The organism is Azohydromonas sp., assembly GCF_035325925.1.
Taxonomy (GTDB): domain Bacteria; phylum Pseudomonadota; class Gammaproteobacteria; order Burkholderiales; family Burkholderiaceae_C; genus Calidifontimicrobium.
In genome coordinates this window covers 77,446-101,748 of record NZ_DAOKZA010000010.1, presented here as the reverse complement: position 1 = coordinate 101,748, position 24,303 = coordinate 77,446, and the positions used below count along the sequence as shown (strand labels likewise).

Genomic DNA, 24,303 nt, shown 5'->3' with positions numbered 1-24,303 from the left:
TCGACGTGATGCTGGTGCTGCTGGTGATCTTCATCGTCACCGCGCCGCTGCTCACGCACGCCGTCAAGCTCGAGCTGCCGCAGGCCAGCTCCCAGGCGAATCCGCCGGTGCCGGACAAGGTCGACTTCGCGATCGACGCCTCCGGCGCGCTGTACTGGAACGGCGAGCCGGTCGAGCGCGCGGTGGCCGCCGAGCGCTTCGCCGAGGCCGGTCGGCGCCGGCCGCAGCCGGAAATCCACCTGCGCGCCGACCAGGCGGTGCCCTACCGCTTCGTGGCGCACACGCTGGCCGACGCGGCCCGGGCCGGCCTGGCCAAGGTCGGCTTCGTCAGCGAGCCCGATGCGCCCTGACGCCACCTTCCCCCTCCTTTCGAACCGCAGCGCGGGCGCCGGCGGCCGCCGGGCCGCGCCCCCGACAACCCGAGGAGTCCTACCGATGCAACGCGCCGTTCCCTTCGCCCTGCTGCCGGCTGCGCTGGCGGCGTCCACCGTCCTCGCGCAGACCGCGCCGGCTCCCGAAGCCGCGGCCTCCGCGCCGACGCTGGCCCCGGTGCCGGTGCGCGCGCGCGCCGAGACCGACAAGGACACCGTGCGCGCCAGCACCACGCGCATCGGCAAGGGCCAGCAGGAGCTGCGCGACATCCCGCAGTCGGTCAGCGTGGTCACCGAGCGCCTGATCGACGACCGCAACCTCGACACCCTGAAGGACAGCCTGAAGAACACCGCCGGCATCAGCTTCCAGGCCGCCGAGGGCGCCGAGGAGGACATCCGCCTGCGCGGCTTCTCGCTGCAGGCCTCGGGCGACATCTTCATCGATGGCATGCGCGACCCGGCCTTCTACGAGCGCGACAGTTTCGACTGGGACCGCCTCGAGGTGCTGCGCGGCTCGGCGTCGATGCTGTTCGGGCGCGGCTCGACCGGCGGTGCGGTCAACCAGGTGAGCAAGCAGCCGCTGCTGCTGACGCAGCACGAGGTCGGCGCCACCGTCGGCAGCGGCCGCTACCTTCGGGGCTTCGGTGACTTCAACCTGAAGACCGGCGACGACGCCGCGCTGCGCGTCAACGTCATGGCCACCCACGCCGACCGCTGGGGCAACGGCATCGACAAGCGCGGCATCGCGCCGACCTTGCGCTGGGGCATCGGCACCGCCGACGAGTTCAGCGTCGGCCTGTACTACCTGCGCAACGACAACGGCATCCACTACGGCCTGCCGTGGCTGGAGGGCGGCCTGTGGCCGACCGACCCCAAGAACTACTACGGCATGGCCAGCGACTACAACGCCACCGGCACCACGCAGGTTCGCGGCCACCACGTGCACCGTTTCGCCGACCGCTCCGAGCTGCGCACGCAGGTGCGGCTGGCCGACTACCGGCGCGACCAGCGCTCGGGCGCGATCCGCTTCGGCAACGCCGACCTGCAACCCGACGGACAGGCGGTCACGCGCGCGACCTTCGGCGGCGAGACGGTGCTCACCCGCGGCAACCACAACAAGAAGATGGACCAGACGACGGCGGTCGTGCAGAGCGACTACAGCGGCACGCACCGCTGGGGCGGTCTGATGCACAGCGTCGCCGCCGGCGTCGACCTCACGAAGGACGACTTCGAGAACTACGCGCTGTCGCTGCCCGACGGCGTCACGCTGCCCAAACCGCGCACCACCGTGGGCACGCCCGACGATGGCGCCTCGGTCGACGAGTCGCTGCGCGTGGCCAGCGTCAACCGCACGTTCGAGTCGAAGGCCGTCGGCGTCTACGTGCAGGACCTGCTGCAGATCGCACCCGCCTGGAAGCTGCTGGGCGGCGTGCGCTGGGACCGCTTCGACGGCGACTACCGCCACATCACCGGCCAGGGCAACCCGGCCACCAACCCCTGCGCCGTCCCGGCCGACGCCCGCTACCGGCGCAGCGACTCGCTGTTCAGCCATCGCCTGGGCGTGCTCTACCAGCCGAGCGACGAGCAGTCGTACCACCTGTCGTACGGCACCTCGTTCAACACCTCGGGCGACGCCTACCAGTACGACGTCGGCAGCGCGCAGACGGCGCCGGAGAAGAGCCGCAACGTCGAGCTTGGCGCCAAGCTCGACTGGGCCCAGGGACGCTTCAGCACTCGCGGCGCGATCTTCCACAGCACCAAGACCAACGAGCGCAACCGCGACGCCGACTCGGTCGACGCCTGCAACTACGTGCTGTCGGGCGAGCGCCACGCCGCCGGCGTCGAACTCGACTTCTCGGGCCGGCTGACGCCGCAGTGGGAGGTCTACGCCAGCTACGCCTGGATCCCGAGCGCCCGGGTCGACCGCTCGAGCGGCGCCGCGGGCACCGAGGTCGAGGGCTCGCGGTCAGGGCTGACGCCGCGCCACAGCGGCACGATCTGGACCACCTACCAGCTCGCGCCGCGCTGGCGCGTCGGCGGCGGCATCAACGCCAAGAGCAGCGACCGACCGACGGGGCTCGCGGCGACCTCGCCCAACACGGCGCCGAGCTACGTCACCGCCGACCTGATGGCCGAGTACGCGCTGGGCGACCTGCTGTTCAAGGCCAACCTCACCAACGTCACGAACCGGCACTACGCCGACTTCGTCTACCGCGGGCACTACGTGCCGGCGCAGCCGCGCACGCTGCAGGTCACCGCGGTCTACCGCTTCCACTGAATCGCGATGCGACGCCGACACCTGCTGTCGCTGCTCGCCGGCGCCGCCTGCGCCGGCGGCCTGCCGAGCCGCGCCGCCGCCGCGCCGCAGCGCCTGGGCATCGCCTGGCGCGGCGCCACGCAGGACAGCACGCACCGCGTGGGCATTCTCGCGGTGGACTGGGCGGCGCGCACGCTGCACGTGGCCGGCGACGCGGTCGTGCCCAGCCGGGCGCACGGCCTGCTGGCCGAGCCCGGCGGCGGGCTGCTGGCGGTCGCGCTGCGCCCGGGGCGCTGGTTGCTGCGGCTGGACGCCGATGCCCGGGCGGTCGAGCGCGTCGACATCGCCGACGAGCCGCTGCCGCGCCGCTTCGCCGGGCACGTGATCGCCAGCGCCGACGGCCGGCGTCTGTACACCACCGAGACCGACACCACCACCGGCCTCGGGCGCATCGGCGTGCGCGACGCACGCACGCTACGCAAGATCGACGACTGGGCCACCGGCGGCGTCGAGCCGCACCAGCTGCTGCTCGACCCTGAGGGCCACGTGATGGTGGTGCACGGCGGCATCTGGCGCGATCGCGACGACCGCAAGATCCAGCTCGACCGCATGGACGCCTCGCTGGTGCGCGTCGACGGGGGCAGCGGCGCACTGCTCGGCCAGTGGCGGCTGGACGACCGGCGGCTGTCGGTGCGCCACCTCGCCTGGGGGGTGGACGGCCTGCTCGGCGTGGCGCTGCAGGCCGAGCACGACCGCGCGGCCGACCGGGCCGCGGCGCCGGCGCTGGCGGTGTGGGACGGCGACTCGCTGCGCGCGGTGCCCGGCGGCGACGGCTACGCCGGCGACATCATCGGCGTGTCGGGTGGCGGCTTCGTGATCTCCAACGTCAGGCGCGACACCGCGTGGTGGTGGCACCCGGCGGCGCCCGCGCGCCTGACCGAGGTCGCGCAACTGCAGCGCGCCTACGCGCTGGCCGGCGGCGGCGGCGTGCTGATCGCCGCCGGGCGCGGGCTGGCGCGCTGGCACCCGCGCGAGGCGCCGGCGATGCTGCCGTGGCCAGCGCCGATGGCGCTGGACAACCACATGGTCGCACTGGACGCCTGAGCCGCGGGCGGCGCGGCGCCTGCGAGCCACGCCGGCAGGCGTCAGCCCAGCGCCAGCACCCCCTGCACGCCGAGCACGACGAGCAGGTAGCGCGCCGCCTTGCCGAGCGCGATCCAGGCCATGCTGCGCGCCAGGTCCAGGCGCAGCCAGCCGGCGGCGAGCACCAGCGCGTCGCCGGCCAGCGGCACGAACGACAGGAACAGCGCCGGCGGGCCCCAGCGGTGCAGGCGCTGCATCTGCCGCTCGTCGAGCTTCCAGCGCACACGCTGGAAGCGCTGGTAACCCTGGCGCGCCGCGTGACCCATGCCGAAGGTCAGCAGCGCGCCGGTCAGGTTGCCCAGCAGCGCGACGCCGAACGCCGGCCAGGCCAGCGACGGGTACGCGGTGAGCAGCGCGATCAGCACCACCTCGCTCGAGCCGGGCAGGATGGTCGCCGACAGGAACGCCGAGCCGAACAGACCCCACAGACCGGCCTCGGCACTCAGCCACGACTGCATCCACGCGGCGAACTGGTTCAGGGATTCGAGCATCGGCGTGCATTGTCGGTGCCCCGCGGCCGCACCCCGGTGCCCGCGGGCGTGACGCGGCGCACGCCCGGGCCTGGCTGCGCGGGCCCGGCGCGCCTACAGTGCGCGCCACGGCCCGACACCCGCCGCGCCGGCGGCGCGTGGCCACCCACCGACAGGAGCGAACGATGTCATTCACCCCCTGGGACAACCCGATGGGCACCGACGGTTTCGAGTTCATCGAATACGCCGCGCCCGACCCGAAAGCCATGGGCGCGCTGTTCGAGCGCATGGGCTTCCGCGCGATCGCGCGCCACCGCCACAAGAACGTGCTGCTGTACCGGCAGGGCGAGATCAACTTCATCGTCAACGCCGAGCCCGACTCGTTCGCGCAGCGCTTCGCGCGCCAGCACGGGCCGAGCATCTGCGCCATCGCGTTCCGCGTGCGCGACGCGAAGGCGGCGTACGAGCGCGCGGTGTCGCTCGGCGCCTGGGGCTACGCCGGCCAGGCGGGGCCCGGCGAACTGAACATCCCGGCGATCAAGGGCATCGGCGACAGCCTGATCTACCTCGTCGACCGCTGGCGCGGCAAGAACGGCGCACGCGAGGGCGACATCGGCAACATCGGCTTCTACGACGTCGACTTCGAGCCGCTGCACGCGAACTCGGGCGCCGCACTGAACCCCGACGGGCATGGGCTGACGACGATCGACCACCTGACGCACAACGTGCACCGCGGCCGCATGGGCGAGTGGGCCGAGTTCTACGAGCGCTTGTTCGGCTTCCGCGAGATCCGCTACTTCGACATCGAGGGCCAGGTCACCGGCGTGAAGAGCAAGGCGATGACCAGCCCGTGCGGCAAGATCCGCATCCCGATCAACGAGGAAGGCAACGAGCAGGCCGGGCAGATCCAGGAGTACCTCGACAAGTACCACGGCGAGGGCATCCAGCACATCGCGCTCGCATCGTCGGATCTGCCGCGCAGCGTCGACGCGCTGCGCGCGGCCGGCGTCAAGCTGCTCGACACGCCCGACACCTACTACGAGCTGATCGACCGCCGCATCCCCGGCCACGGCGAGGACGTCGAGGCGCTGCGCCAGCGTCGCATCCTCGTCGACGGCAAGGCCGGCGCGCTGCTGCTGCAGATCTTCAGCGAGAACCAGCTCGGCCCGATCTTCTTCGAGTTCATCCAGCGCAAGGGCGACCAGGGTTTCGGCGAGGGCAACTTCAAGGCGCTGTTCGAGAGCCTCGAGCTCGACCAGATGCGCCGCGGCGTGCTCAAGGCCGGCGACGCCGGCCAGTGACACGAAGCTCCGACCGGGTCCGATCGTCGGGCTTCGGGGCGGCCGTGCCTGCCCGGCCCCGACGGCGGCGTGCGCCCTGAGCCGTGGTCGGCGCCGGTCGGCGCTGCCACGGCGAGTGCGTTTGTGGCTTCGCACACCGGCAACGGGACGGCAACGGGTGCCGCCTGCCGCGACGCGTTTCAGGCTGGCGGGGGGGCCGGCGCGCCGAGCTGCCGCATCGCTGCGTCGAACACCTCGCGGTGGTAGGCCATGTGCACGTGGGCGACGCCGCGCAGGTGGCGGTTGTCGGCGCCGGGCAGCGTGGCGGTGCTGGCCGGGAACACGATGTTGTCGCAATGACCGTAGAAACAGATCGTCGGCACGCGGGTGTCGGCGGGCGCTTCGCGCCGTGCGAGGCCGTGCAGCCAGTCGCCGCGCAGGCGCATCTGCCGCGCGTTCGGGCTGTAGGCGAAGCGCGCGAGCCAGGTGCCCCGGTGCGGCGTGCCGACGGTGATCAGCGCGTGGATGCCGCCGCCGCCCTGGGCCAGCCACTCGCGTACCGCGAGTCCGCCCATGCTGTGCGCGACGACCAGCGGCGCCTCGCCGGTGGCGTCGCGCAGGCGCTGGACGCCGGCGTCGACGATCGCCGCGTACTGCTCGATGCGGCCGAACACCGGGTGCAGGTCGACCGCCACGCAAGGCACGCCGGCGGCGCGCAGCCGGCGCAGCCAGGGGTTCCACAGCCCGCGGTTGCACAGGAAGCCGTGCACCAGCAGCACGCCGCGCCGGCCGCGCGCGTCGGCGCCGAGGTGGTCGGGCACGGCGTCGGCGCGAAACGGCTGGCGCCAGCCGAACACCACCAGCGCGGTCCAGGTCTCGCCGAGCCAGGCGCGCACCAGCTCGAGCGCGCGCGCCCGCGGTGCCGGGTCGTCGCGGTTGATGCGCGCGAGCAGCACGAACTCGACGCCGAGCAGCGCGCCGTGGCCGAACATCGGCACCAGCACGCCCAGCAGCGCCCAGTCAGGGCGACCTCGCGCCAGCGCGGCGTCGACCCACAGCGCCGCGATGGCCAGCAGCGCGAACACCAGCGCGCGCTGCAGGCGCGCGGCGGTCATGCCAGCGCGACGTCGCGCCCGGCCAGCCGGCGCGCGAGCTGCGTCGCGAGCTTGTTGACCAGGCCGTAGACCGACAGCTGCGGGTTCGCGCCGATGCTGGTCGGAAACAGCGAGCCGTCGTGCACCGACAGGTTCTCGACCTGCCAGTGCACGCCGTCGGGGCGCACGACGCCGCGCCCGGCGTCGCCGGCCATGCCGCAGCCGCCCATCACGTGGGCGCTGAACACGCGCACCAGCAGCGGCTGCATCGGCAGCGCCTCGATCGCCGGCTTCGCGTCGGCCCAGCTCGTCCACGCCCGCGCCATCTCGTGCGCCACGTGCACGGCGCGCGCGCCGGCGGCGAACTGCAGTTCGGCCATGCTCAGCAGCGCTCGCCGCGCGCCGTCCATCACGAACGGCGTCAGCGGGTAGTCGAGCAGCGCGCTGCCGTCGTCGCGCAGCGTCACGCGCCCGCCCGGCGACTGCGGGTGGAAGCCGTCGCGCAGCAGCGCGAGTTGCGCGTGCCAGTGCGCGAGAGCGGCCATCGCCTGCGCCTGGTCGGGCCCGAAGCCGGGCAGCGTGGTGCCGAAGATCACCGGGTGGATCGGCGGCGCCTCGAGCTTGTAGCCGATCGGCCCGTCGACGGCGTGCTCGTCGAGGAAGTGATCGCTGTAGATCGTCTGCGGTGCGCCCTGCCAGCCGGCGACACGCTGGTCGAACCGCGCCGCCGAGATCACCACCGGGTGCAGGAAGGTGCGCCGACCGAGCAGGCCGTGCGGGTCGGGCGCCTCGGAGCGCAGCAGCAGCGCCGGCGAGTTGATCGCGCCGCCGGCGACGACCACGTGCCTCGCGCTGATGCGCGTCGCGGCCCCGGGCGCGCGGTCGCCGTTGAGTGCCACCGGCACGCAGTGCAGCGCCTGCGCGCGACCGCGCTCGATCTCGATGCGCTCGACCTGCGTGTGCACCAGCAGCGTCGCGCCGCGCTCGAGCGCGGCGGGGATCGTCGTCACCAGCATCGACTGCTTGGCATTCGTCGGGCAGCCCAGCCCGCACGAGCCGAGGTTCCAGCAGCCCTGCACGTTGCGCAGGATCGCCGCCGCGGCGATGCCCAGCCTGCGCGCGCCGCGCAGCAACAGGTCGTTGTTCTCGTTCGGCGGCGTCAGCCACGGGCCGATGCTCAGCCGCCGCTCAGCCTGCGCGAACCACGGCGACATCGCCTCGTCGGTCAGCTCGGCCAGGCCGAAGTGCTCGCGCCAGTGCGCCAGCGTCTTCGGCGGGGTGCGAAACGAACTGGTCCAGTTCACCGTGGTCGAGCCGCCGACGCAGCGGCCCTGCAGGATCGTGATCGCCTTGTCGGCGGTCTTGCGCGCGGCGCTCTCCTGGTACAGCTGCGGGTACGCGTCGCTCTCGAGCTGGCGGAAGTCGCGGCTCGAGCGCAGCGGGCCTTCTTCGACGATCACCACGTCGAGCCCGGCGGCGGTGAGCAGCTCCGCGCTGATGCCCGCGCCGGCGCCGCTGCCGACGATCGCGACGTCGCAGGCGATCGACCCCGGCGCCTCGCCGTGCGGGCCCCCGCGCACGCGCCAGCCGCGCGCCAGGCCGTCGGCGATCGGGTCGGGCAGGCGGCTCATGGTGCGGCGCCCGCCGGGGTGCGACGGTGGGGCATGCGGAGACTCACAGGTCGGTCGGGCCGGGGTAGCCCAGCGCGGCCCAGGTGGATCGGTCGGCGTAGTACGCCGCATTGGTCAGGTCGCGCAGCGCGTGGTAGGCCTGCCGGCGCAGCGCCAGGCGCGACAGGCGCATGCCCTGCAGCGCGGCCTGCAGGTCGGCGACGCCCGCGTCGCGCCACGCCGGCACCAGCCCCGCGAAGGCCACGCGCCCCGGCGCGCTGCCCAGCAGCGCCAGCAGCTGCGACAGTTCGCCACGCACCGCCGGCGGGAGTGCGGCGACGGCGTCGTCGACCCGCCTCAGGTGCGCCGCGAGCGCGTCGCGCTGCGTCGCCGCATCGGCCGGCAGGCTGCCGTCGAGCACGGCGCGCGCGACGGCCCCGAACACCTCGCGCCCGGGCGGCGCGAGCCGCCCGTCGACCAGCCCCGGGCGCAGCAGCGCCAGCCCGCCGCCGGCCACCGCGAGCACGCCGGCGCCGGCCAGCCCGAGCTTGAGCAGGGTGCGTCGTTGCATCGCGGCGAGTGTTGCATCATTGGCGTCGTGCCCGTAGAGGCCCGCGACTAGCGGGCGGGGTTCCGCCGATGTCCAGCCGATCCGCGTCCGAAGTCATCCTCGCCGACTTGAAGCGCGTCGACGCCGAGCGCCGCGCGCGCGCCGCTGACCCGGCGCTCGCCGACGCGGTGCACCGCCTGAAGGCCTACCAGCAGCGGCGCTTCGAGACCACCTACGCCGACCTGCTGGCCGACCCGCGCTACCGCAACGCCGCCGGCTTCTTCCTGCAGGAGCTGTACGGCCCGCACGACTTCACGCGGCGCGACGCGCAGTTCGCGCGCATCGTGCCGGCGATGGTGCGGCTGTTCCCGCGCGAGGTGGTCGACACGGTGCGCCACCTCGCGGCGCTGCACGCGCTGTCGGAGGAGCTTGACACGGCGATGGCGCGCCGGCTCGGCGCGCGCTCGCTCGACGGCCGCGTCTACGCCGAGCTGTGGCAGGCCACCGGCCGCCCGGCCGAGCGCCGCGCGCAGATCGAGCTGACACACCGCGTCGGGCTCGACCTCGACGCCTACACGCGCAACCCGCTGCTGCGCCACAGCCTGCGCATGATGCGCGGGCCCGCGCGGCTGGCCGGGCTCGACGCGCTGCAGCGCTTCCTCGAGTCGGGGTTCGACACCTTTCGCGCGATGCACGGCGCGCAGGCCTTCCTGGCGACCATCGTGCACCGCGAGACCGAGCTCGCCGAGCGGCTGTTCGCCGCCGACGGTGTCGCCGTCGCGACAGCCGGCCCGGCGCTGGGGCAACTACCGTAGCGCCCCCCGCGCCCGGGCGGCGAGCATGCGAAGCTCCGCCTTCGCCCCCACCGCATCCACTGGAGTCCACCCCCGTGCAAGCCGTGCTCGAACCGCGCAGCGCCGCCGCGTCGTCCATCCCCCGGCCGTGGCTGAAGAGCTACCCGCCGGGCGTGCCGGCCGAGGTCGAGATCGACCCGCGCACGACGCTCGTCGACGTGCTCGAGCAGTCGTTCCGCCAGTACGGCAGCCGCGACGCGGCCGCGTGCATGGACGTGCGGCTGCGCTACCGCGACCTCGACGACCTGTCGCAGGCGCTGGGCGCGTACCTGCAGTCGCTCGGCCTCGAGCGCGGCGCGCGCGTCGCGCTGATGATGCCCAACCTGCCGCAGTACATGGTGGCGATCGCCGCGGTGCTGCGCGCCGGCTACGCGGTGGTCAACGTCAACCCGCTGTACACGCCGCGCGAGCTCGAGCACCAGCTCGAGGACTCGGGCGCGCAGGCGATCGTCGTGCTCGAGAACTTCGCCGCCACGCTCGAGGAGGTGATCGAGCACACGCCGGTGCGCCACGTGGTGCTGTGCGCGATGGGTGACCTGCTCGGCTTCTGGCGGGGCAACTTCATCAACTTCGCGGTGCGCCACCTGAAGAAGATGGTGCCCGAGTTCCGCCTGCCGATGCACGACGGGCGCACCGTCAAGCGCTTCAACATGGCGGTGGCCGAAGGCACGCGCATGTCGCTGCGGCGCGCCGACGCCGCCCCCGACGACGTCGCGTTCCTGCAGTACACGGGCGGCACCACCGGCGTGTCCAAGGGGGCGACGCTGACGCACCGCAACGTGGTGGCCAACATCGTGCAGACCGAGGCCTGGTTCAGGCCCGTGCTCGACACCGTCGGCCACAAGCAGCTGACGGTGGTGTGCGCGCTGCCCCTGTACCACATCTTCGCGCTGACGATCTGCTACTTCATGGGCGCACGCTTCGGCTCGATGAACGTGCTGATTCCCAATCCGCGCGACCTGCCGGGGCTGGTGAAGACGCTCGCCAAGTACAGGATCAACATGTTCCCGGCGGTGAACACGCTGTTCAACGCGCTGGCCAACGACCCCGACTTCGCGCGGCTGGACTTCAGCGAGCTCGTCGTCTCCAACGGCGGCGGCATGGCGGTGCAGCAGGCCACCGCCGAGAAGTGGCTCAAGGTCACCGGCTGCCCGGTGGTCGAGGGCTACGGGCTGAGCGAGACCTCGCCGGTGGCCACCAGCAACCGCCTCGACAAGCGCGAGTTCACCGGCACCATCGGGCTGCCGGTGCCGTCGACCGACATCGCGATCCGCGACGACGAGGGCCGCGACCTGCCGTTCGGCACGCCCGGCGAGATCTGCATCCGCGGCCCGCAGGTGATGGCCGGCTACTGGAACCGCCCCGACGAGACGGCCAGGGTCATGACGCCCGACGGCTACTTCAAGAGCGGCGACGTCGGCGTGATGGACGAGCGCGGCTACATCCGCATCGTCGACCGCAAGAAGGACATGATCCTGGTGTCGGGCTTCAACGTCTACCCGAACGAGATCGAGCAGGTGGTCGGCCTGATGCCCGGCGTGCTCGAGTGCGCCGCGGTGGGCGTGCCCGACGAGAAGTCGGGCGAGGCGGTCAAGCTGTTCGTCGTCAAGCGCGACCCGACGCTGTCCGAGGACGACGTGGCGCGCTACTGCCGCGACAACTTCACCGCGTACAAGCGGCCGAAGTACATCGAGTTCCGCGACGACCTGCCGAAGAGCAACGTCGGCAAGATCCTGCGGCGCGAGCTGCGCAAGTAGGGCCACCCCGCAGCGCCTTCGACGCGCCGCGACGTGGCCGCGAGGCCCGCCGCGGGCACCGGCCGCGCCGACCGGTTCAACGCATCGGCAGCAGCAGCTTGGCGATGCCGCGCGCCGACACCAGGTGCCCGGGGTTGGCGGTTTCGTCGAGCACGCCGGCCATCCGGCGCACCAGTGCCGGCGTGCGCTTCGCGCGCCAGATCACCAGGTCGGCCAGCCAGGGGTGGTGGTTGACGCGGTTGGCGCGCTCGTACATCTCGAAGCGCGGCTTGAGCGCGCGCAGCGAGCGTTCGTACGTGGCGCGCGTGGCCGCGTCGTCGAGCGGCTCGCGGCGCTGCGCGAGCAGCGCCTGCGCCGCCAGCAGCGCGGTCTCCATCGCCTTGCCGATGCCCTCGCCCGTGAACGCGTAGGTGCTGCCCGCGGCCTCGCCGGTGACCAGCAGGCCGGGGCGGCTCCACGCGGCGCCGTCGAGCGAGCAGCGCAGCGGCGCGCCCTTCAGGTCGCCTTGCAGCGCGCCGCCGGCCAGCAACTCGCCGGCGGGGGTGTGGACCTCGGCGAACGCGGCGAACATCTCGCGCAGGTTGACGTCGGCCATCGTCGAGCGGCCGTCGGCACCGGCGGCGTGGCTGTGCGTCAGCCCGACGCCGACGTTGAACACGCCGCCGGGCCCCGGAAAGATCCAGCCGTAGCCGCGTGCCAGCCGGCGGTGCCACACCACCTCGAGCGCGTCGATGCGCCCGACCATGCCGTCGTGCTTCACGTAGCCGCGCAGCGCCACCGCGCTGGGCGTGCGCCGCCGGCAGACCTGCGCGGCGAGCAGCGCCTGCGGCACCGCGCCGGTGGCGAGCACCACCCACGGCGCGTGCACCTCGCGCACGCCGCCGGCGCCGCGCAGCCGTGCGCCGACGACGCGTTCGCCGTCGACCAGCGGCGCGTCGAAGCGCCACGGCGTGGCCAGCGTCGCGCCGGCGCGCATGGCGGCGTGCACCAGGATGTGATCGAGCACCAGGCGCGGCAGCACGGCCAGCTGGCCAGGCACGTCGACACGCCCGCCGCCCGGCCCGACGCAGCCGACATGGCGCACGCGCCGCGCGCGGGCCATCACCTCGTCGTGCACGCCCAGGCGCTGCAGCGCCGCGTGCGCGTCGGGGATCAGCCCGTCGCCGCAGACCTTGTCGCGCGGGAAGCGGTGCTGGTCGACGAGCACCACGTCGACGCCGCTGGCCGCCAGCGCCTGCGCGCAGGCGCTGCCCGCGGGCCCGGCGCCGACCACCAGCACGTCGCAGGTGGCAGGCGGGGCGGCGTCGGTCATCGGCGGGTGTCGACAGGGCGGCCGATTGTAGGGAGGGCTCCCGGGGGCGGCCGGCGGCTTGAGCAAGGTCAATGCGTCGACAATGGGGCGCTGCGAACATGTGACGCAACGAGAAGGAGCGGTTTCCGATGAGCATTTCCCTGACCGCCGGCCAACGCGCGCAGCTCGAGAGCGAGCTGGCGCTGCGCCGGCGCGCGCTGGAGCAGCAACTCGCCGAGCACCTGCACGGGCAAAGCCGTGCCGACCGCGCGCACGACGTGCTGACGCAGGACGGCGACGACGCGCCGCAGCGCCTGCCCGAACGCGAGATCGCCGCGGCGCTGACCGACCACGAGCGGCGCGAACTCGACGCGGTGGTCGCGGCGCAGCAGCGCCTCGAGCGCGGCGACTACGGCACCTGCGCCGACTGCGGCACCGACATCCCGTTCGACCGGCTGCGCGCCGAGCCCTGGGCGCTGCGCTGCGTCGACTGCGCCTCGGCGCACGAGCGCGGCGCCGCGCTGCGCATGCCGTGAGCCGCGCCTGCGGGACATCGTTTCCAGACCTCCGAGAAGGACCGACATGAGCCTGTTCCACGCCGTCCTGCGCATCGATCACGAGCAAGCGCAGGTGCTGCAGTTCGACCCCGACCACGTCGAGGCGCAAAAGCTCAAGGCGCACCACCACCCGACGGCCTATCACCGCAGCCAGGTGCGCAGCGAGCACGAGTTCTTCGGCGAGGTCTGCACCGCGCTCGAAGGCATCGCCGAGGTGCTGGTGGCCGGCTCGCGCACCGCGCTGGCCGACTTCCGCCACTACGTCGAGAAGCACCGGCCGCAGACGGCCAAGCACATCGTCGGCTACGAGACCGTCGACCACCCGAGCGACGGTCAGCTGGTGGCGCTGGCGCGGCAGTACTTCCTGAAGTACGACCGCATGAGCGGCACGCCGACGCCGACCTGAACCCGGCGCCGGGCCCGGCGGGGCCGTCGGCGGCTGCGCACGGCGTCACGGTTGCCGCGTGGCGCGCCCGGACTGGCGCCGCGGCGCGGCCGATACTGCGCGCATGAGTTGGACGCAGGCGCTCGCGGCACTCGGGCCGCTGCTGGGCGGCGTCGGGTTGTTCCTGCTCGGCATGAGCCTGATGACCGACGGCCTGAAGCTCGCCGCCGGGCCGGCGCTCGAGCAGGTGCTCGCGCGTTCGACGCGCACGCGCGTGCACGGGCTCGCGTCGGGCGTGCTGATCACCGCGGCGGTGCAGTCGTCGACCGCGGTCACGATGGCCGCGATCGGCTTCGTCAACGCCGGCCTGCTGAGCCTGTCGCAGGCCTTGTGGGTGCTGTTCGGCAGCAACGTCGGCACCACGGTCACCGGCTGGATCGTCGCGCTGGTCGGCCTGCGCGTCGATGTCGAGGCCTTCGCGCTGCCGCTGGTCGGCGTCGGCGCGCTGGTGCGCGTGTTCGGCCGTCGCCCCGGCGTCGCCGCGGCCGGGCAGGCCGTGGCCGGTTTCGGCGCGCTGTTCCTCGGCATCGGGCTGCTGCAGCAGTCGTTCGGCGGGCTGGCCGAAGGCGTGGTGCTGCCTTCGGGCGAGGGCCTGCTGGGCGTGCTCGCGCTGGTGGGCATCGGCGCCGGGCTGACGGTCGTGATGCAGGCGTCGGCGGCGTCGATGACGCTGGCGCTGGCGGCGGCGCAGAGCGGGCTGATCGACGTGCAGGACGCCGCGGCGGTGGTCATCGGCGCGAACATCGGCACCACGCTGACCGCGCTGCTGGCGGCGGTCGGCGCGACGCCCAACGCCAAGCGCGCCGCCGCGGCGCACGTGCTGTTCAACCTGCTCACCGGTGTCGTCGCGCTGGCGCTGCTGCCGTGGCTGGTGACGGCGATCGGCGCGGCGCGCGAGGCGCTGGGCATGACGCGCGACCCGGCGGCCGCGCTGGCGCTGTTCCACACCGTGTTCAACGTGCTGGGCGTGCTGCTGATGTGGCCGCTGGCCGGTGCGCTGACGCGCTGGCTGCTGCGGCGCTTCCGCACCATCGAGGAGGACGAGGCGCGGCCGCGCCACCTCGACGACAACGTGCTGCAGGTGCCGGCGCTGGCGCTCGACGCGCTGCGCCAGGAGGTGCAGCGCCAGGGCACGATCGCGCGCCGCATGGTGCGCCACGCGCTCGACGCCGCGCCGACGGCGGTGCTGGCGCGCGAGCGCGCGCTGCTCGAGGCGCTGGCCGCAGCCGCCGCGCGCTTCGTCGAGCGGCTGCACGACCAGCCGATGGCCAGCGCGGGCGGGCCGCGGCTGGCGCGCGTGCTGCGCGTCGAGCGCTACCATGCGTCGGCCGCTACGGCGGCGGCCGAGGCCGGCGCGTTGGCTGCGGCCAGCGCGCTGCCCGACGAGGTCGCCGCGGTGCACGCGGCGTTCCGGCGCGAGGCGCAGGCGCTGCTCGACGCGATCGACGCTCCGACGGAACCGCCGGCGGCGGCGCGGATCGATGGTCAGCTCGACGCCGTCGAGCAGCGCTACCAGGCGCTGAAGTCCGCGCTGCTGGCCTGCGGGGCCGACGGCCGGATGCCGATGGCGGCGATGGACCAGCAGTTGCGCGCGGCCAGCGGGCTGCGCCGCGCGCTGGAGCAGGCGGCCAAGGCGGCGCGCCTGGACGCCGAGATCGCCGCCGAAGGACCTGCTGCCGCATGATCCCCATGTTCAAGCGTTGGGTGCCGTCGCCCGAGGCGCTGCGCCGCAACCGCTGGCTGCGCTGGATCGGCCCGGCGCTGCACCACCCGCGGCTGTGGCACATGAGCCGGCGCGGCATCGCGCTGGGCATGGCCATCGGCGTGTTCTTCGGGCTGCTGATCCCGATCGCGCAGATCCCGTTGTCGGTCGGCGCCGCGGTGCTGCTGCGCGCCAACGTGCCCACCGCCGCGGCGAGCACGCTGATCAGCAATCCGGCCACCTACGGTCCGCTGTACTACGCCGCGTGGCGGCTGGGCAAGGCGATCCTCGGCGAGCCGGTGGGTGAGACGCAGGCGCCGCCCGTCACCGAGCCGGCGCCGCTGCCGGACAACGGGCGCGGCTGGCTCGCGGTGGCCTGGGAGCGGGTGACCGCGCTGGGCAAGCCGCTGCTGCTGGGCATGGCGATGATGGCCAGCGCGGTCGGGCTGGCCACCTACCTGATCGCCAACTGGCTGCTGGCGCTGAAGATCGTCTGGCAGCGTCGCCGGCGGCTGCGCCGCCGCGGCTTGCCACGTTCCTAGAATCGTCGACACCAACCGACCCGTCCGAGGACCGCGATGCCCACCGTGTTCGAACGCCTGCTCGCCGGCGAGCTGCCCTGCGCCAAGGTCCACGAGGACGACCTGGTGTTCGCCTTCATGGACGCCGGCCAGGTCAACGACGGCCACGTGATCGTCGCGACCCGGCGGCCGTGCGAGACGCTGATGGACGCGACCGAGGCCGAGGCCGAGGCGCTGATGCGCGTCGCGCGTCGGGTCGCGATCGCGGTGCAGGCCGCGTTCGCGCCGGCCGGCGTGACCGTGCTGCAGGCCAACCGGCCGGCCGGCTGGCAGACCGTGCCGCACCTGCACCTGCACGTGCTGCCGCGGCACGACGACGACGGCGTCGGGCTGGTCTGGCCGCGCCGCGAGCCGGGCATCGGGCGGCTGCGCGAACTGGCCGCGACGCTGGCGCCGCACCTGGGCTGAGCGCCGCGGCTGCGAGCCCGCCGGCGGGCTCGGACGGCACGAAGGGGCCGAACTTCGCGAGGCCGGGCGCCGCGGCGCTCGGCCCGCGGCGCCGCGGTCAGGACGGGCGCGCCGCCTTGACCTTCAGCCGCCAGGCGTGCAGCAGCGGCTCGGTGTAGCCGCTGGGCTGCTCCTTGCCCTTGAACACCAGGTCGAGCGCGGCGCGGTAGGCGAAGCTGTCGTCCCAGTGCCCGGCCATCGGCCGGTACAGCGGGTCGCCGGCGTTCTGCGCGTCGACGATCGCGGCCATGCGGCGCAACGTCGCGTGCACTTGCTCGGGCGTCACGACGCCGTGGTGCAGCCAGTTGCAGATGTGCTGGCTCGAGATGCGCAGCGTCGCGCGGTCCTCCATCAGGCCGACGTCGTGGATGTCGGGCACCTTCGAGCAGCCCACACCCTGGTCGACCCAGCGCACGACGTAGCCGAGGATGCCCTGCGCGTTGTTGTCGAGCTCCTGCTGGATCTCCTCGGCGCTCCACGGCCGGTCGGGCGACACGGGGATCGTCAGCAGCGCGTCGAGCAACCTCGCGCGTTCGCCGCTGGCGTCGAGCGCGGCGGCCTGCGCCTCCAGTGCCTGCTGCACGGCGGCGACGTCGACCTGGTGGTAGTGCAGCGCGTGCAGCGTGGCGGCGGTCGGGCTCGGCACCCAGGCGGTGTTGGCGCCGGCCTTCGGGTGGGCGACCTTCTGCTCGAGCATCGCGGCCATCAGGTCGGGCATCGCCCACATGCCCTTGCCGATCTGCGCGCGCCCGCGCAGCCCGCACTCGAGGCCCACCAGCACGTTGCTGCGCTCGTAGGCCTGGATCCACGCGCTGGCCTTCATCGCGCCCTTGCGGATCATCGGGCCGGCCTGCATCGCGGTGTGCATCTCGTCGCCGGTGCGGTCGAGGAAGCCGGTGTTGATGAAGGCCACGCGCGCCGCCGCGGCGGCGATGCACGCTTTCAGGTTGACGCTGGTGCGCCGCTCCTCGTCCATGATGCCGAGCTTGACGGTGTGCTCGCTCAGGCCCAGCAGCGCCTCGACGCGGGCGAACAGCTCGCCGGCGAACGCCACCTCGGCGGGGCCGTGCATCTTCGGCTTGACGATGTAGACGCTGCCGGTGCGCGTGTTGTGCAGCCCCGGCGTGCCCAGGCGCTTGAGGTCGTGCAGCGCGATCGCGGTCGTCACGACCGCGTCGAGGATGCCTTCGGGAATCTCGCTGCCGTCGCCGAGCAGGATCGCCGGGTTGGTCATCAGGTGGCCGACGTTGCGCACGAACAGCAGCGAGCGGCCGTGCAGCGTCAGTGGCCGGCCGTCGGCGCCGGTGTAGACCCGGTCGGGCTCGAGGCGGCGGGTGAACGTCGTGCCGCCCTTGGCGACCTCCTCGGTCAGCGTGCCGCGCAGGATGCCGAGCCAGTTGCGGTACGCGAGCACCTTGTCGTCGCCGTCGACCACGGCCACCGAGTCCTCGAGGTCGAGGATGGTCGACACCGCGGCCTCGAGCACGACGTCGGCGACGCCGGCGGCGTCGGTCCTGCCGATCGGGTGGTGGCGGTCGATGCGGACGTCCAGGTGCAGCCCGTGGTGGCGCAGCAGCACCGACGACGGCGCCGCGGCGTCGCCCTGCCAGCCGACGAACTTCGCGGGGTCGGCCAGCGCGGTGACGGTGCCGTCCTTCAGCGTCACCGCCAGCTGGCCGCCTTCGACGCGGTAGCCGGTGGCGTCGCGATGCGACCCGGTGGCCAGCGCCGCCGCCTGGTCGAGCACGCCGCGCGCGAAGTCGATCACCCTGGCGCCGCGCACCGGGTTGTAGCCGCCGCCCCTGTGGGCGCCGTCGGTCTCGGGGATCGCGTCGGTGCCGTACAGCGCGTCGTACAGCGAGCCCCAGCGCGCATTGGCGGCGTTGAGCGCGTAGCGCGCGTTCGTGATCGGCACCACCAGTTGCGGGCCGGCCTGCCGGGCCAGCTCGGCGTCGACGTTCGCGGTGGTCGAGGCGACCTGCGCCGGCACCGCGACGAGATAGCCGATGTCGGTCAGGAATCCGCGGTACGCGGCCAGGTCGGCGACCGGCCCGGGGTGGGCGCGGTGCCAGTCGTCGAGCGCGGCCTGCAACCGGTCGCGCTCGGCGAGCAGCGCGCGGTTCTTCGGCGCCAGGTCGTGCGCGATCGCGTCGAACCCGGCCCAGAACGCGGCCGGGTCGACGCCGGTGCCGGGCAGCACCTCGTCGTCGATGAAGCGCGCCAGCGGCGTGGCCACCTGCAGGCGGTGGCGGATGATGCGTTCGGTCATGGGGCCTCCTGGGGTGGGGGACGGGTGTCGGGGCGCCGGCGGGTCAGCGCGGCGCGAAGAAGGCGAGCACGTCGCGCAGGCTGGTGCCGGTGCGCGTCGGCGCGGTGTCGAGCTGCTCGAGCGGCAGCCCGGCGCGATTGACCCACAGCGTGGTGTAACCGTACCAGGTGGCGCCGATCGCGTCCCAGCCGTTGCTCGAGACGAACAGGATCTGCCGCGCCGGCAGGTCCAGCGCCTGCGGCCCGAGCGCGTAACACGCCGGATCGGTCTTGTAGCGACGCGTCTCGTGCACCGACAGCACCGGGTCGAGCAGGTCGGCGAAGCCGGCGCTCTTCACCGCCACCGCGAGCATCTGCGGGTCGCCGTTGGACAGGACGCCGGCACGCACGCCGCGCGCGCGCAACGCCTGCAGCACCTCGAGGTTCTCCGGGAAGGCGCTGAGGTGCCGGTACTGGTTCATCAGCCGGTCCTCGGCGGCTGCGTCCAGCGGCAGCGCGAGCCGCTGCGCGGCGAAGCGCAACCCGGCCAGCGTCAACGTCCAGAACGGCTTGTATCGCCCGCCCATCGACACCAGTCGGGTGTATTCGATCTGCTTGTCGCGCCACAGCGTGGCCAGCGCCTGGCCGTGGCCGGGGAACAACTGCTCGGCCAGCAGCGAGACGCTGTAGACGTCGAACAGCGTGCCGTAGGCGTCGAACAGCACGGCGCGCGGGGTGGCCGGGGCACTCATGTATAAGACTTTATTGCGAACCTCGACGCGCATTGAGTGGCGATTCCTGCGGTCATCTTTGTGCTGAACGGTGGAATCGCGATCCGACCCTGACGGCGACACGCTTTCCGTGGGGTTGTGCCCTGTGCCCGGCGCGGCAGGTGACGAAAACCCGCCACGGGCCGGTCGAGGCCGACCCGCCGACCCACCCATGACCGCGCTGCCGCCACCGCCCGACGCGCTGATCGCGCGCCACCTCGACGCCCTGCTCGGCGCCGAGGCGGCTGCGGCTGCACCGGCACTGCGCGAGCGGCTGCGTTGGGTCGAGGTCGCCGGCGGTCAGACGCTGATGCGCCAGGGCGAGCCCGGCGACGCGATGTACCTGGTGCTCAGCGGTCGGCTGCGCGCCGAAGCCGCCGACGACGGCGCGCCGCCGCGCCCGGTCGGCGACCTGGCGCGCGGCGACGTGGTCGGCGAGCTCAGCCTGATCGGCGGCGTGCCGCGGTCGGCCACCGTCACCGCGCTGCGCGACGCCGTGCTCGCGCGGCTCGACCGCGACGACTGGTTCGCGCTGCTGGCCGACCACCCCCGGCTGGCGCTGGCGCTGGGCCGTCGTGCGGTCGCGCGGCTGCAGCCGCGCCGCCCGGGCGCCGATCGGCCGGTGACGATGGCGCTGCTGCCGATCAGCGACGGCGTCGACGACGAGGCCTTTGCGCGCCGGCTGGCGTCGGCGCTGCGCACGTTCGGGCGCGTCGCGGTGGTCGGGCCGGGCCGCATCGACGCCGACCTCGGCCAGCGCGGTGCGGCGCGCAGCGACGGCGACGCGCTGTTGCAGCGCCGCATCGCGCTGCGGCTCGACGACATCGAGGCCGCGCACGATTTCGTGCTGCTGCTCGGCGATCCTGCACCGACCCCGTGGACCCGACGCTGCTGCCGCCACGCCGACGAGATCCTGCTGCTCGCCGACGCCGACCAACCGCCGCGCCTGCACGCCACCGAGCAGGAGTGTCTGCTCGCATCGACGCACGCCGCAGGCCGGCGTGAAGTACTGGTGCTGCTGCACCCGGCGACGCGGCAGTCGCCGCGCGGCACGCGTGCCTGGCTCGACCGCCGGCCGGTGGCCGACCACGTGCACGTGCGTCCGGCGCTGCAGCGCGACATGGCGCGGCTGGCGCGGCTGCAGAGCCGCACCGCCGTCGGCCTGGTGCTGGCCGGCGGCGGTGCGCGCGGCTTCGCGCACCTGGGCGTGTACCGGGCGCTGCGCGAGCGCGGCGTCGAGGTCGACGTGGTCGGCGGCACTAGCATCGGCGCGGTGATGGCGACCTACGTCGCGTCGGACCGGCCGCTCGACGCGATCGAGGCCAACGTGCGGCGCGCCTTCGCGCGCAGCCCGACCGGCGACGTCAGCTGGCTGCCGTTGATCTCGCTGTTCCGCGGCCGCCGGCTGCGCGCCACGCTGGCCAGCGCAATCGAGGATCTGCTGGGCTTTGACGCCGACGTCGAGGACCTGTGGAAGAACCACTACAGCGTCGCGACCAACGTCTCGCGGGCGCGCGAGCAGGTGCTGCGCCGCGGCAACCTGGTGCGCGCGCTGCTGGCGAGCATCGCGATCCCCGGCGCGCTGCCGCCGGTGGTCGCCGACGGCGACCTGCTGTGCGACGGCGGCACCTTCAACAACTTCCCGGTCGACGTGATGCAGGGCATGCGCGGCGTCGGGCGCGTGATCGGCGTCGATCTCGACCGCCGCGACGAGTGCCGGCTCGACGGCGACGAACTGCCGGGGGTCTGGGCGCTGCTGCGCGACCGCCTGCGCCCGCGTGCGCGGCAGCGGCACGCGCGCGTGCCGACGCTGGCGGCGTACCTGCGTCGCGTCACCATCCTGTGCAGCACCTCGCGCCAGCGCCACGCGCAGACGCTGGCCGACCTGTGCTTCAACCCCCGGCTGGACCGCGTCGGCCTGCTCGACTGGCACCGCTTCGAGCGCATCGCCGAGCAGGGTTACCGCCACGCCTGCGCGGTGCTCGACGCGCTGCCGCCGGCGTCGACGCCGGCGCCGTCCCGAGCGGCGGTGGCGAAGCCGGTGTCCGATTCAGAACCTGAACTTCACTTATCCAGCTTCGATTCGGGTTGATCAGAACTGTCGGTGCGCGTATTCTCGCCCGATGGACCGCCTGAAACAGATCGAGTCGTTCGTCGGCGTCGCGACCAAGGGCAGCCTGACCGCCGCGGCGCACGCCGAGGGGGTCGCCCCGGCGGTGATCGGCCGGCGCATCGACGCGCTCGAGGAGCGCCTGGGCGTCAAGCTGCTCGTGCGCACGACGCGGCGCATCACGCTGACCCACGAGGGCAGCGCGTTCCTCGAGGACTGCCAGCGCCTCCTCGCCGACCTGGCCAACGCCGAGGCCAGCGTCAGCGCCGGCGGCGTCAAGGCCAGCGGCCACCTGCGCGTCACCGCGCCGGCCGGGTTCGGGCGCCGCCACGTCGCGCCGCTGGTGCCCCGATTCCTCGCGCAGCACCCCGACGTGAGCCTGTCGCTGAACCTCAGCGACCGCGTCGTCGACATCGTCAACGAGGGCGTCGACTGCGCGGTGCGCGTCGGCGACCTGCCCGACTCGAGCCTGGTCAGCGTGCGGCTGGCCGACAACCGGCGGCTGTGCGTGGCCGCGCCGGCGTACCTGCAGCGCGCCGGCGCGCCGCAGCACCCGGGCGACCTGCACCGCCACGAGTGCCTGACGCTGTCTTCCGACGCCAGCCAGACGCGCGGCTGGGCGTTCACGATCGATGGCCAGGTCACGCACCTGCGCTCCAGCGGCCGGCTCGACTGCAGCGACGGCCAGGTGCTGCACGACTGGTGCCTGCAGGGCATGGGCATCGCGTGGCGCAGCACCTGGGAGGTCGAGCAGGAGATCGCCGCGGGCGTGCTCGTCAGCGTGCTCGACGATTTCGCCGCGCCGCCGAACGGCATCTACGCGGTGTTCCCGCAGCGCAAGCACCTGCCGCTGCGCGTGAGGCTGTGGATCGACTTCCTCAAGCACACCTACGGCGACGCCGCGTACTGGAAGGGCGACCCGCCGCCGGGCTGACGCGCGCGGCCCGGGTGCATCGCGGCCTCACTGCTTCAGGCAGTCGCCGATGAAGCGGCGGCGCTCGTCGCCCTTGCGATCGCCGGCCTCGCGGTTGCAGTGGGTCATGCGCTGCTGCGGCGTCATCTTCGCCTTGCCCGACAGGCACTGCGACATGAAGGCGCGCCGCTCGTCGCCCTTCAGGTCGCCGGCATCGCGGTTGCACGTGGCCATGCGGCTTTGCTGCTCGGTCAGCGGCCTCTTGTCGTCGGCGTGGGCCAGGGTCGCGGCGGCCAGCAGCGCGGCGGCCAGCCAGACGGGGCAATGCATCTCGGTCTCCTCCTGCGGCGCGGTGTCGGCGCCGGCGCGATTGGAGCAGAGCCGGTCGCGGCGCGCAAACGCACCGGCCGGTCAGAGGATGCGCCGCGGGTGGTGCAGCGCCTCGTGCGCCGCGTGCAGCCGGCGCACCAGCACGCCGATGAAGGCCTGGTCGAACAGGTGGCGCGTGCCCAGCGAGAGCTGCATGTAGGTGTGCGGCGTGAACGACACCGTCACGCACGAATGCGTGACGGTGACGTCGGCGCGGTGCGTGCGCAGTTCCTCGCTCGGCGCGAGGTAGGCCATCTCGCCGACCGAGGTGCCGCGGCCCAGCGACGCGACCTTCGTGCCGTCGCGCCAGACCTCGATCTCGCCCTGCGCGATGATGTGGAAGGTCTGTCCCTGCTCGCCCTTGCGGTACAGCGCGTGACCGGCCTTCAGACGCTGCCACTTCGCGCGGTGCACCACCTCCCACAGCTCGACGTCGCCGAAGCCGGCGAAGAACTCGAGCCCGCGCAGCATGTTGAAGCGCTCCGAGTCAAGCACGCCCTGCAGCCGTCCGCGCGGGATCTCGCGCCGCGCGATCAGGCCCGACAGCGCCTGCGCGAACGTGTCCCAGTCGGCCGGCCGCTGCCCTGGCCGCTTGGCCAGCGCGCCGCGCACCAGCGCGTCGAGCGACGCCGGCACGTTGGCGCGCAGCTCGGTCAGCGGCGTCGGCTCGGCGGTGAAGATCTGGCCCATCATCGCCGCCTGCGTCGGCGCGTCGAACGGCGCGCGCCCGGCGATCAGGTGGTACAGCACCGCGGCGAGCGAGTAGATGTCGGCGCGCGCGTCGACCTCGGCGCCGTCGAGCTGCTCGGGCGAGATGTAGGCCAGCGAGCCGACGCGGAAGATCTGCGTGCGCTCCGACCCCAGGTTGAGCACGCTGCCGAAGTCGGTGACCTTGACGTCGACGACGTGGTCGTGTTCGACGACGGCGAGCAGGTTGGCCGGTTTGACGTCGCGGTGGATCAGCCCCTGGCGCGCCATGTAGCCCAGCGCCATCGCGCACTTGAAGCCGATCTCGACGATCTGCTCGAGCGACAGCAGCGCGTCGGGACGGCAGAAGCGGCGCAGCGTGACGCCGTCGACGTACTCCATCACCAGGTACGGTGACTGCGGGTCGTCCACCGCGTCGTACAGCTGCACCACGTTGGGGTGCTGCAGCCGGCCCACGAGCGCCGCCTCGGCGGCGAAGAAGCGCTGGTAGATCTGCGGCTCGTGAGCGTCGTGCCCGGCGGGCGGGCGCACCTGCTTGATCGCCACCGGCCGGTCGTGGAAGTCGTCGTGCGCGAGGTACACCTCGCTGGTCGCGCCCTCGCCGAGCCGCTTGAGCACGCGGTACTTGCCGATGCGCGGCGGCAGCGCCGGGTCGGTGACGAACGGGTGGTCGGCAGGCGGGAAGGCGACGGTCGACATGGGCGGCAGCACGCGGCGGTCACCGCCGCGCTGCGCGCATCGTCGCCGCCGCCGGTGCGCTGCGGTGGGCCGAACAAC

At 73.4% G+C, this 24,303-nt stretch carries 22 protein-coding genes; 13 read left to right on the top strand and 9 right to left on the bottom strand.

The window, feature by feature from the left end; all coding sequences use genetic code 11:
• From PKC53_RS05870 to PKC53_RS05860, 3 genes are all read left to right on the top strand, one after another.
• The coding region (locus tag PKC53_RS05870; RefSeq protein ID WP_324427263.1) for a biopolymer transporter ExbD at window positions 1-350 on the top strand (350 nt) is incomplete at its 5' end.
• Between the two features lie 85 nt (window positions 351-435).
• Window positions 436-2,649, top strand: a complete 2,214-nt coding sequence (locus PKC53_RS05865) for a TonB-dependent siderophore receptor (protein WP_324427262.1) — start codon at window positions 436-438, stop codon at window positions 2,647-2,649.
• 6 nt (window positions 2,650-2,655) lie between these two features.
• Entirely contained in the window at window positions 2,656-3,732 is a 1,077-nt protein-coding gene (locus PKC53_RS05860; protein WP_324427261.1) for a DUF1513 domain-containing protein, read from the top strand.
• A 41-nt stretch (window positions 3,733-3,773) separates the two neighbouring features.
• Here the strand turns inward: PKC53_RS05860 and PKC53_RS05855 are convergent, their stop codons facing one another.
• The gene (locus PKC53_RS05855; RefSeq protein ID WP_324427260.1) at window positions 3,774-4,262 is read right to left on the bottom strand and encodes a VTT domain-containing protein; all 489 of its coding nucleotides are present in this window, start codon (window positions 4,260-4,262) and stop codon (window positions 3,774-3,776) included.
• A 164-nt stretch (window positions 4,263-4,426) separates the two neighbouring features.
• Here PKC53_RS05855 and hppD point away from each other — a divergent pair, with 164 nt between their 5' ends.
• Window positions 4,427-5,542 (top strand): 4-hydroxyphenylpyruvate dioxygenase, encoded by a 1,116-nt coding sequence (gene hppD / locus PKC53_RS05850; protein WP_324427258.1) that lies wholly within the window; start codon window positions 4,427-4,429, stop codon window positions 5,540-5,542.
• Window positions 5,543-5,721: 179 nt separating this feature from the next.
• Here the strand turns inward: hppD and PKC53_RS05845 are convergent, their stop codons facing one another.
• Genes PKC53_RS05845 through PKC53_RS05835 form a run of 3 tightly spaced genes read right to left on the bottom strand, consistent with a single transcriptional unit; the run spans window position 5,722 to window position 8,796 of the window.
• Window positions 5,722-6,636, bottom strand: a complete 915-nt coding sequence (locus PKC53_RS05845) for a permease (protein ID WP_324427256.1) — start codon at window positions 6,634-6,636, stop codon at window positions 5,722-5,724.
• Window positions 6,633-8,246: a GMC family oxidoreductase gene (locus PKC53_RS05840; RefSeq protein ID WP_324427255.1), complete on the bottom strand. Its 1,614-nt coding sequence runs from the start codon at window positions 8,244-8,246 to the stop codon at window positions 6,633-6,635. The genes PKC53_RS05845 and PKC53_RS05840 overlap by 4 nt, the downstream gene beginning before the upstream one ends.
• Before the next feature lie 43 nt (window positions 8,247-8,289).
• Window positions 8,290-8,796, bottom strand: coding sequence for a hypothetical protein (locus PKC53_RS05835; RefSeq protein ID WP_324427253.1), 507 nt, complete (start codon window positions 8,794-8,796; stop codon window positions 8,290-8,292).
• A 68-nt stretch (window positions 8,797-8,864) separates the two neighbouring features.
• Between PKC53_RS05835 and PKC53_RS05830 the strand changes: the two genes are divergently transcribed.
• Both PKC53_RS05830 and PKC53_RS05825 read left to right on the top strand, forming a co-directional pair.
• On the top strand, window positions 8,865-9,590 hold the full coding sequence (locus PKC53_RS05830) for a hypothetical protein (protein WP_324427251.1): 726 nt from the start codon (window positions 8,865-8,867) through the stop codon (window positions 9,588-9,590).
• Window positions 9,591-9,706: 116 nt separating this feature from the next.
• Window positions 9,707-11,386, top strand: a complete 1,680-nt coding sequence (locus PKC53_RS05825) for a long-chain-fatty-acid--CoA ligase (RefSeq protein WP_324427268.1) — start codon at window positions 9,707-9,709, stop codon at window positions 11,384-11,386.
• Between the two features lie 76 nt (window positions 11,387-11,462).
• Here the strand turns inward: PKC53_RS05825 and PKC53_RS05820 are convergent, their stop codons facing one another.
• On the bottom strand, window positions 11,463-12,698 hold the full coding sequence (locus PKC53_RS05820) for a geranylgeranyl reductase family protein (RefSeq protein ID WP_324427249.1): 1,236 nt from the start codon (window positions 12,696-12,698) through the stop codon (window positions 11,463-11,465).
• A gap of 128 nt (window positions 12,699-12,826) precedes the next feature.
• Between PKC53_RS05820 and PKC53_RS05815 the strand changes: the two genes are divergently transcribed.
• The 5 genes from PKC53_RS05815 (at window position 12,827) to PKC53_RS05795 (ending at window position 16,370) form a co-directional block, all read left to right on the top strand.
• On the top strand, window positions 12,827-13,213 hold the full coding sequence (locus PKC53_RS05815) for a TraR/DksA C4-type zinc finger protein (protein WP_324427247.1): 387 nt from the start codon (window positions 12,827-12,829) through the stop codon (window positions 13,211-13,213).
• Window positions 13,214-13,259: 46 nt separating this feature from the next.
• The gene (locus PKC53_RS05810) at window positions 13,260-13,640 is read left to right on the top strand and encodes a hypothetical protein (protein ID WP_324427245.1); all 381 of its coding nucleotides are present in this window, start codon (window positions 13,260-13,262) and stop codon (window positions 13,638-13,640) included.
• 103 nt (window positions 13,641-13,743) lie between these two features.
• Window positions 13,744-15,363, top strand: coding sequence for a Na/Pi symporter (locus PKC53_RS05805; protein WP_324427243.1), 1,620 nt, complete (start codon window positions 13,744-13,746; stop codon window positions 15,361-15,363).
• Window positions 15,360-15,923 carry a DUF2062 domain-containing protein gene (locus tag PKC53_RS05800; protein ID WP_324427241.1) on the top strand — a complete coding sequence of 188 codons (564 nt, stop codon included), beginning with the start codon at window positions 15,360-15,362 and terminating at the stop codon, window positions 15,921-15,923. Before PKC53_RS05805 ends, PKC53_RS05800 begins: the two co-directional genes overlap by 4 nt.
• 36 nt (window positions 15,924-15,959) lie before the next feature.
• On the top strand, window positions 15,960-16,370 hold the full coding sequence (locus PKC53_RS05795) for an HIT family protein (RefSeq protein ID WP_324427239.1): 411 nt from the start codon (window positions 15,960-15,962) through the stop codon (window positions 16,368-16,370).
• Between the two features lie 97 nt (window positions 16,371-16,467).
• Here the strand turns inward: PKC53_RS05795 and PKC53_RS05790 are convergent, their stop codons facing one another.
• Together PKC53_RS05790 and PKC53_RS05785 are read right to left on the bottom strand one after the other, a co-directional pair.
• Window positions 16,468-18,678 carry a malate synthase G gene (locus PKC53_RS05790; RefSeq protein ID WP_324427237.1) on the bottom strand — a complete coding sequence of 737 codons (2,211 nt, stop codon included), beginning with the start codon at window positions 18,676-18,678 and terminating at the stop codon, window positions 16,468-16,470.
• 43 nt (window positions 18,679-18,721) lie between these two features.
• Window positions 18,722-19,408, bottom strand: coding sequence for a haloacid dehalogenase type II (locus tag PKC53_RS05785; protein ID WP_324427235.1), 687 nt, complete (start codon window positions 19,406-19,408; stop codon window positions 18,722-18,724).
• 190 nt (window positions 19,409-19,598) lie between these two features.
• Between PKC53_RS05785 and PKC53_RS05780 the strand changes: the two genes are divergently transcribed.
• The gene (locus tag PKC53_RS05780) at window positions 19,599-21,518 is read left to right on the top strand and encodes a patatin-like phospholipase family protein (protein WP_324427233.1); all 1,920 of its coding nucleotides are present in this window, start codon (window positions 19,599-19,601) and stop codon (window positions 21,516-21,518) included.
• Between the two features lie 31 nt (window positions 21,519-21,549).
• A complete protein-coding gene (locus tag PKC53_RS05775) occupies window positions 21,550-22,470 on the top strand; it encodes a LysR family transcriptional regulator (RefSeq protein ID WP_324427231.1) in 921 nt (306 codons plus the stop codon).
• A 27-nt stretch (window positions 22,471-22,497) separates the two neighbouring features.
• Here PKC53_RS05775 and PKC53_RS05770 read toward each other — a convergent pair whose 3' ends face one another.
• Both PKC53_RS05770 and PKC53_RS05765 read right to left on the bottom strand, forming a co-directional pair.
• Window positions 22,498-22,779 (bottom strand): PsiF family protein, encoded by a 282-nt coding sequence (locus tag PKC53_RS05770; protein WP_324427229.1) that lies wholly within the window; start codon window positions 22,777-22,779, stop codon window positions 22,498-22,500.
• 81 nt (window positions 22,780-22,860) lie between these two features.
• Window positions 22,861-24,225: a serine/threonine-protein kinase gene (locus tag PKC53_RS05765; protein ID WP_324427227.1), complete on the bottom strand. Its 1,365-nt coding sequence runs from the start codon at window positions 24,223-24,225 to the stop codon at window positions 22,861-22,863.
• Window positions 24,226-24,303: the final 78 nt, after the last annotated feature.

Coding starts and splice junctions, on each gene's coding strand:
- PKC53_RS05865 (WP_324427262.1), top strand. CDS start 436: ATGCAACGCGCCGTTCCCTTCGCCCTGCTGCCGGCTGCGCTGGCGGCG.
- PKC53_RS05860 (WP_324427261.1), top strand. CDS start 2,656: ATGCGACGCCGACACCTGCTGTCGCTGCTCGCCGGCGCCGCCTGCGCC.
- PKC53_RS05855 (WP_324427260.1), bottom strand. CDS start 4,262: ATGCTCGAATCCCTGAACCAGTTCGCCGCGTGGATGCAGTCGTGGCTG.
- hppD (WP_324427258.1), top strand. CDS start 4,427: ATGTCATTCACCCCCTGGGACAACCCGATGGGCACCGACGGTTTCGAG.
- PKC53_RS05845 (WP_324427256.1), bottom strand. CDS start 6,636: ATGACCGCCGCGCGCCTGCAGCGCGCGCTGGTGTTCGCGCTGCTGGCC.
- PKC53_RS05840 (WP_324427255.1), bottom strand. CDS start 8,246: ATGAGCCGCCTGCCCGACCCGATCGCCGACGGCCTGGCGCGCGGCTGG.
- PKC53_RS05835 (WP_324427253.1), bottom strand. CDS start 8,796: ATGCAACGACGCACCCTGCTCAAGCTCGGGCTGGCCGGCGCCGGCGTG.
- PKC53_RS05830 (WP_324427251.1), top strand. CDS start 8,865: ATGTCCAGCCGATCCGCGTCCGAAGTCATCCTCGCCGACTTGAAGCGC.
- PKC53_RS05820 (WP_324427249.1), bottom strand. CDS start 12,698: ATGACCGACGCCGCCCCGCCTGCCACCTGCGACGTGCTGGTGGTCGGC.
- PKC53_RS05815 (WP_324427247.1), top strand. CDS start 12,827: ATGAGCATTTCCCTGACCGCCGGCCAACGCGCGCAGCTCGAGAGCGAG.
- PKC53_RS05810 (WP_324427245.1), top strand. CDS start 13,260: ATGAGCCTGTTCCACGCCGTCCTGCGCATCGATCACGAGCAAGCGCAG.
- PKC53_RS05805 (WP_324427243.1), top strand. CDS start 13,744: ATGAGTTGGACGCAGGCGCTCGCGGCACTCGGGCCGCTGCTGGGCGGC.
- PKC53_RS05800 (WP_324427241.1), top strand. CDS start 15,360: ATGATCCCCATGTTCAAGCGTTGGGTGCCGTCGCCCGAGGCGCTGCGC.
- PKC53_RS05795 (WP_324427239.1), top strand. CDS start 15,960: ATGCCCACCGTGTTCGAACGCCTGCTCGCCGGCGAGCTGCCCTGCGCC.
- PKC53_RS05790 (WP_324427237.1), bottom strand. CDS start 18,678: ATGACCGAACGCATCATCCGCCACCGCCTGCAGGTGGCCACGCCGCTG.
- PKC53_RS05785 (WP_324427235.1), bottom strand. CDS start 19,408: ATGAGTGCCCCGGCCACCCCGCGCGCCGTGCTGTTCGACGCCTACGGC.
- PKC53_RS05780 (WP_324427233.1), top strand. CDS start 19,599: ATGACCGCGCTGCCGCCACCGCCCGACGCGCTGATCGCGCGCCACCTC.
- PKC53_RS05775 (WP_324427231.1), top strand. CDS start 21,550: ATGGACCGCCTGAAACAGATCGAGTCGTTCGTCGGCGTCGCGACCAAG.
- PKC53_RS05770 (WP_324427229.1), bottom strand. CDS start 22,779: ATGCATTGCCCCGTCTGGCTGGCCGCCGCGCTGCTGGCCGCCGCGACC.
- PKC53_RS05765 (WP_324427227.1), bottom strand. CDS start 24,225: ATGTCGACCGTCGCCTTCCCGCCTGCCGACCACCCGTTCGTCACCGAC.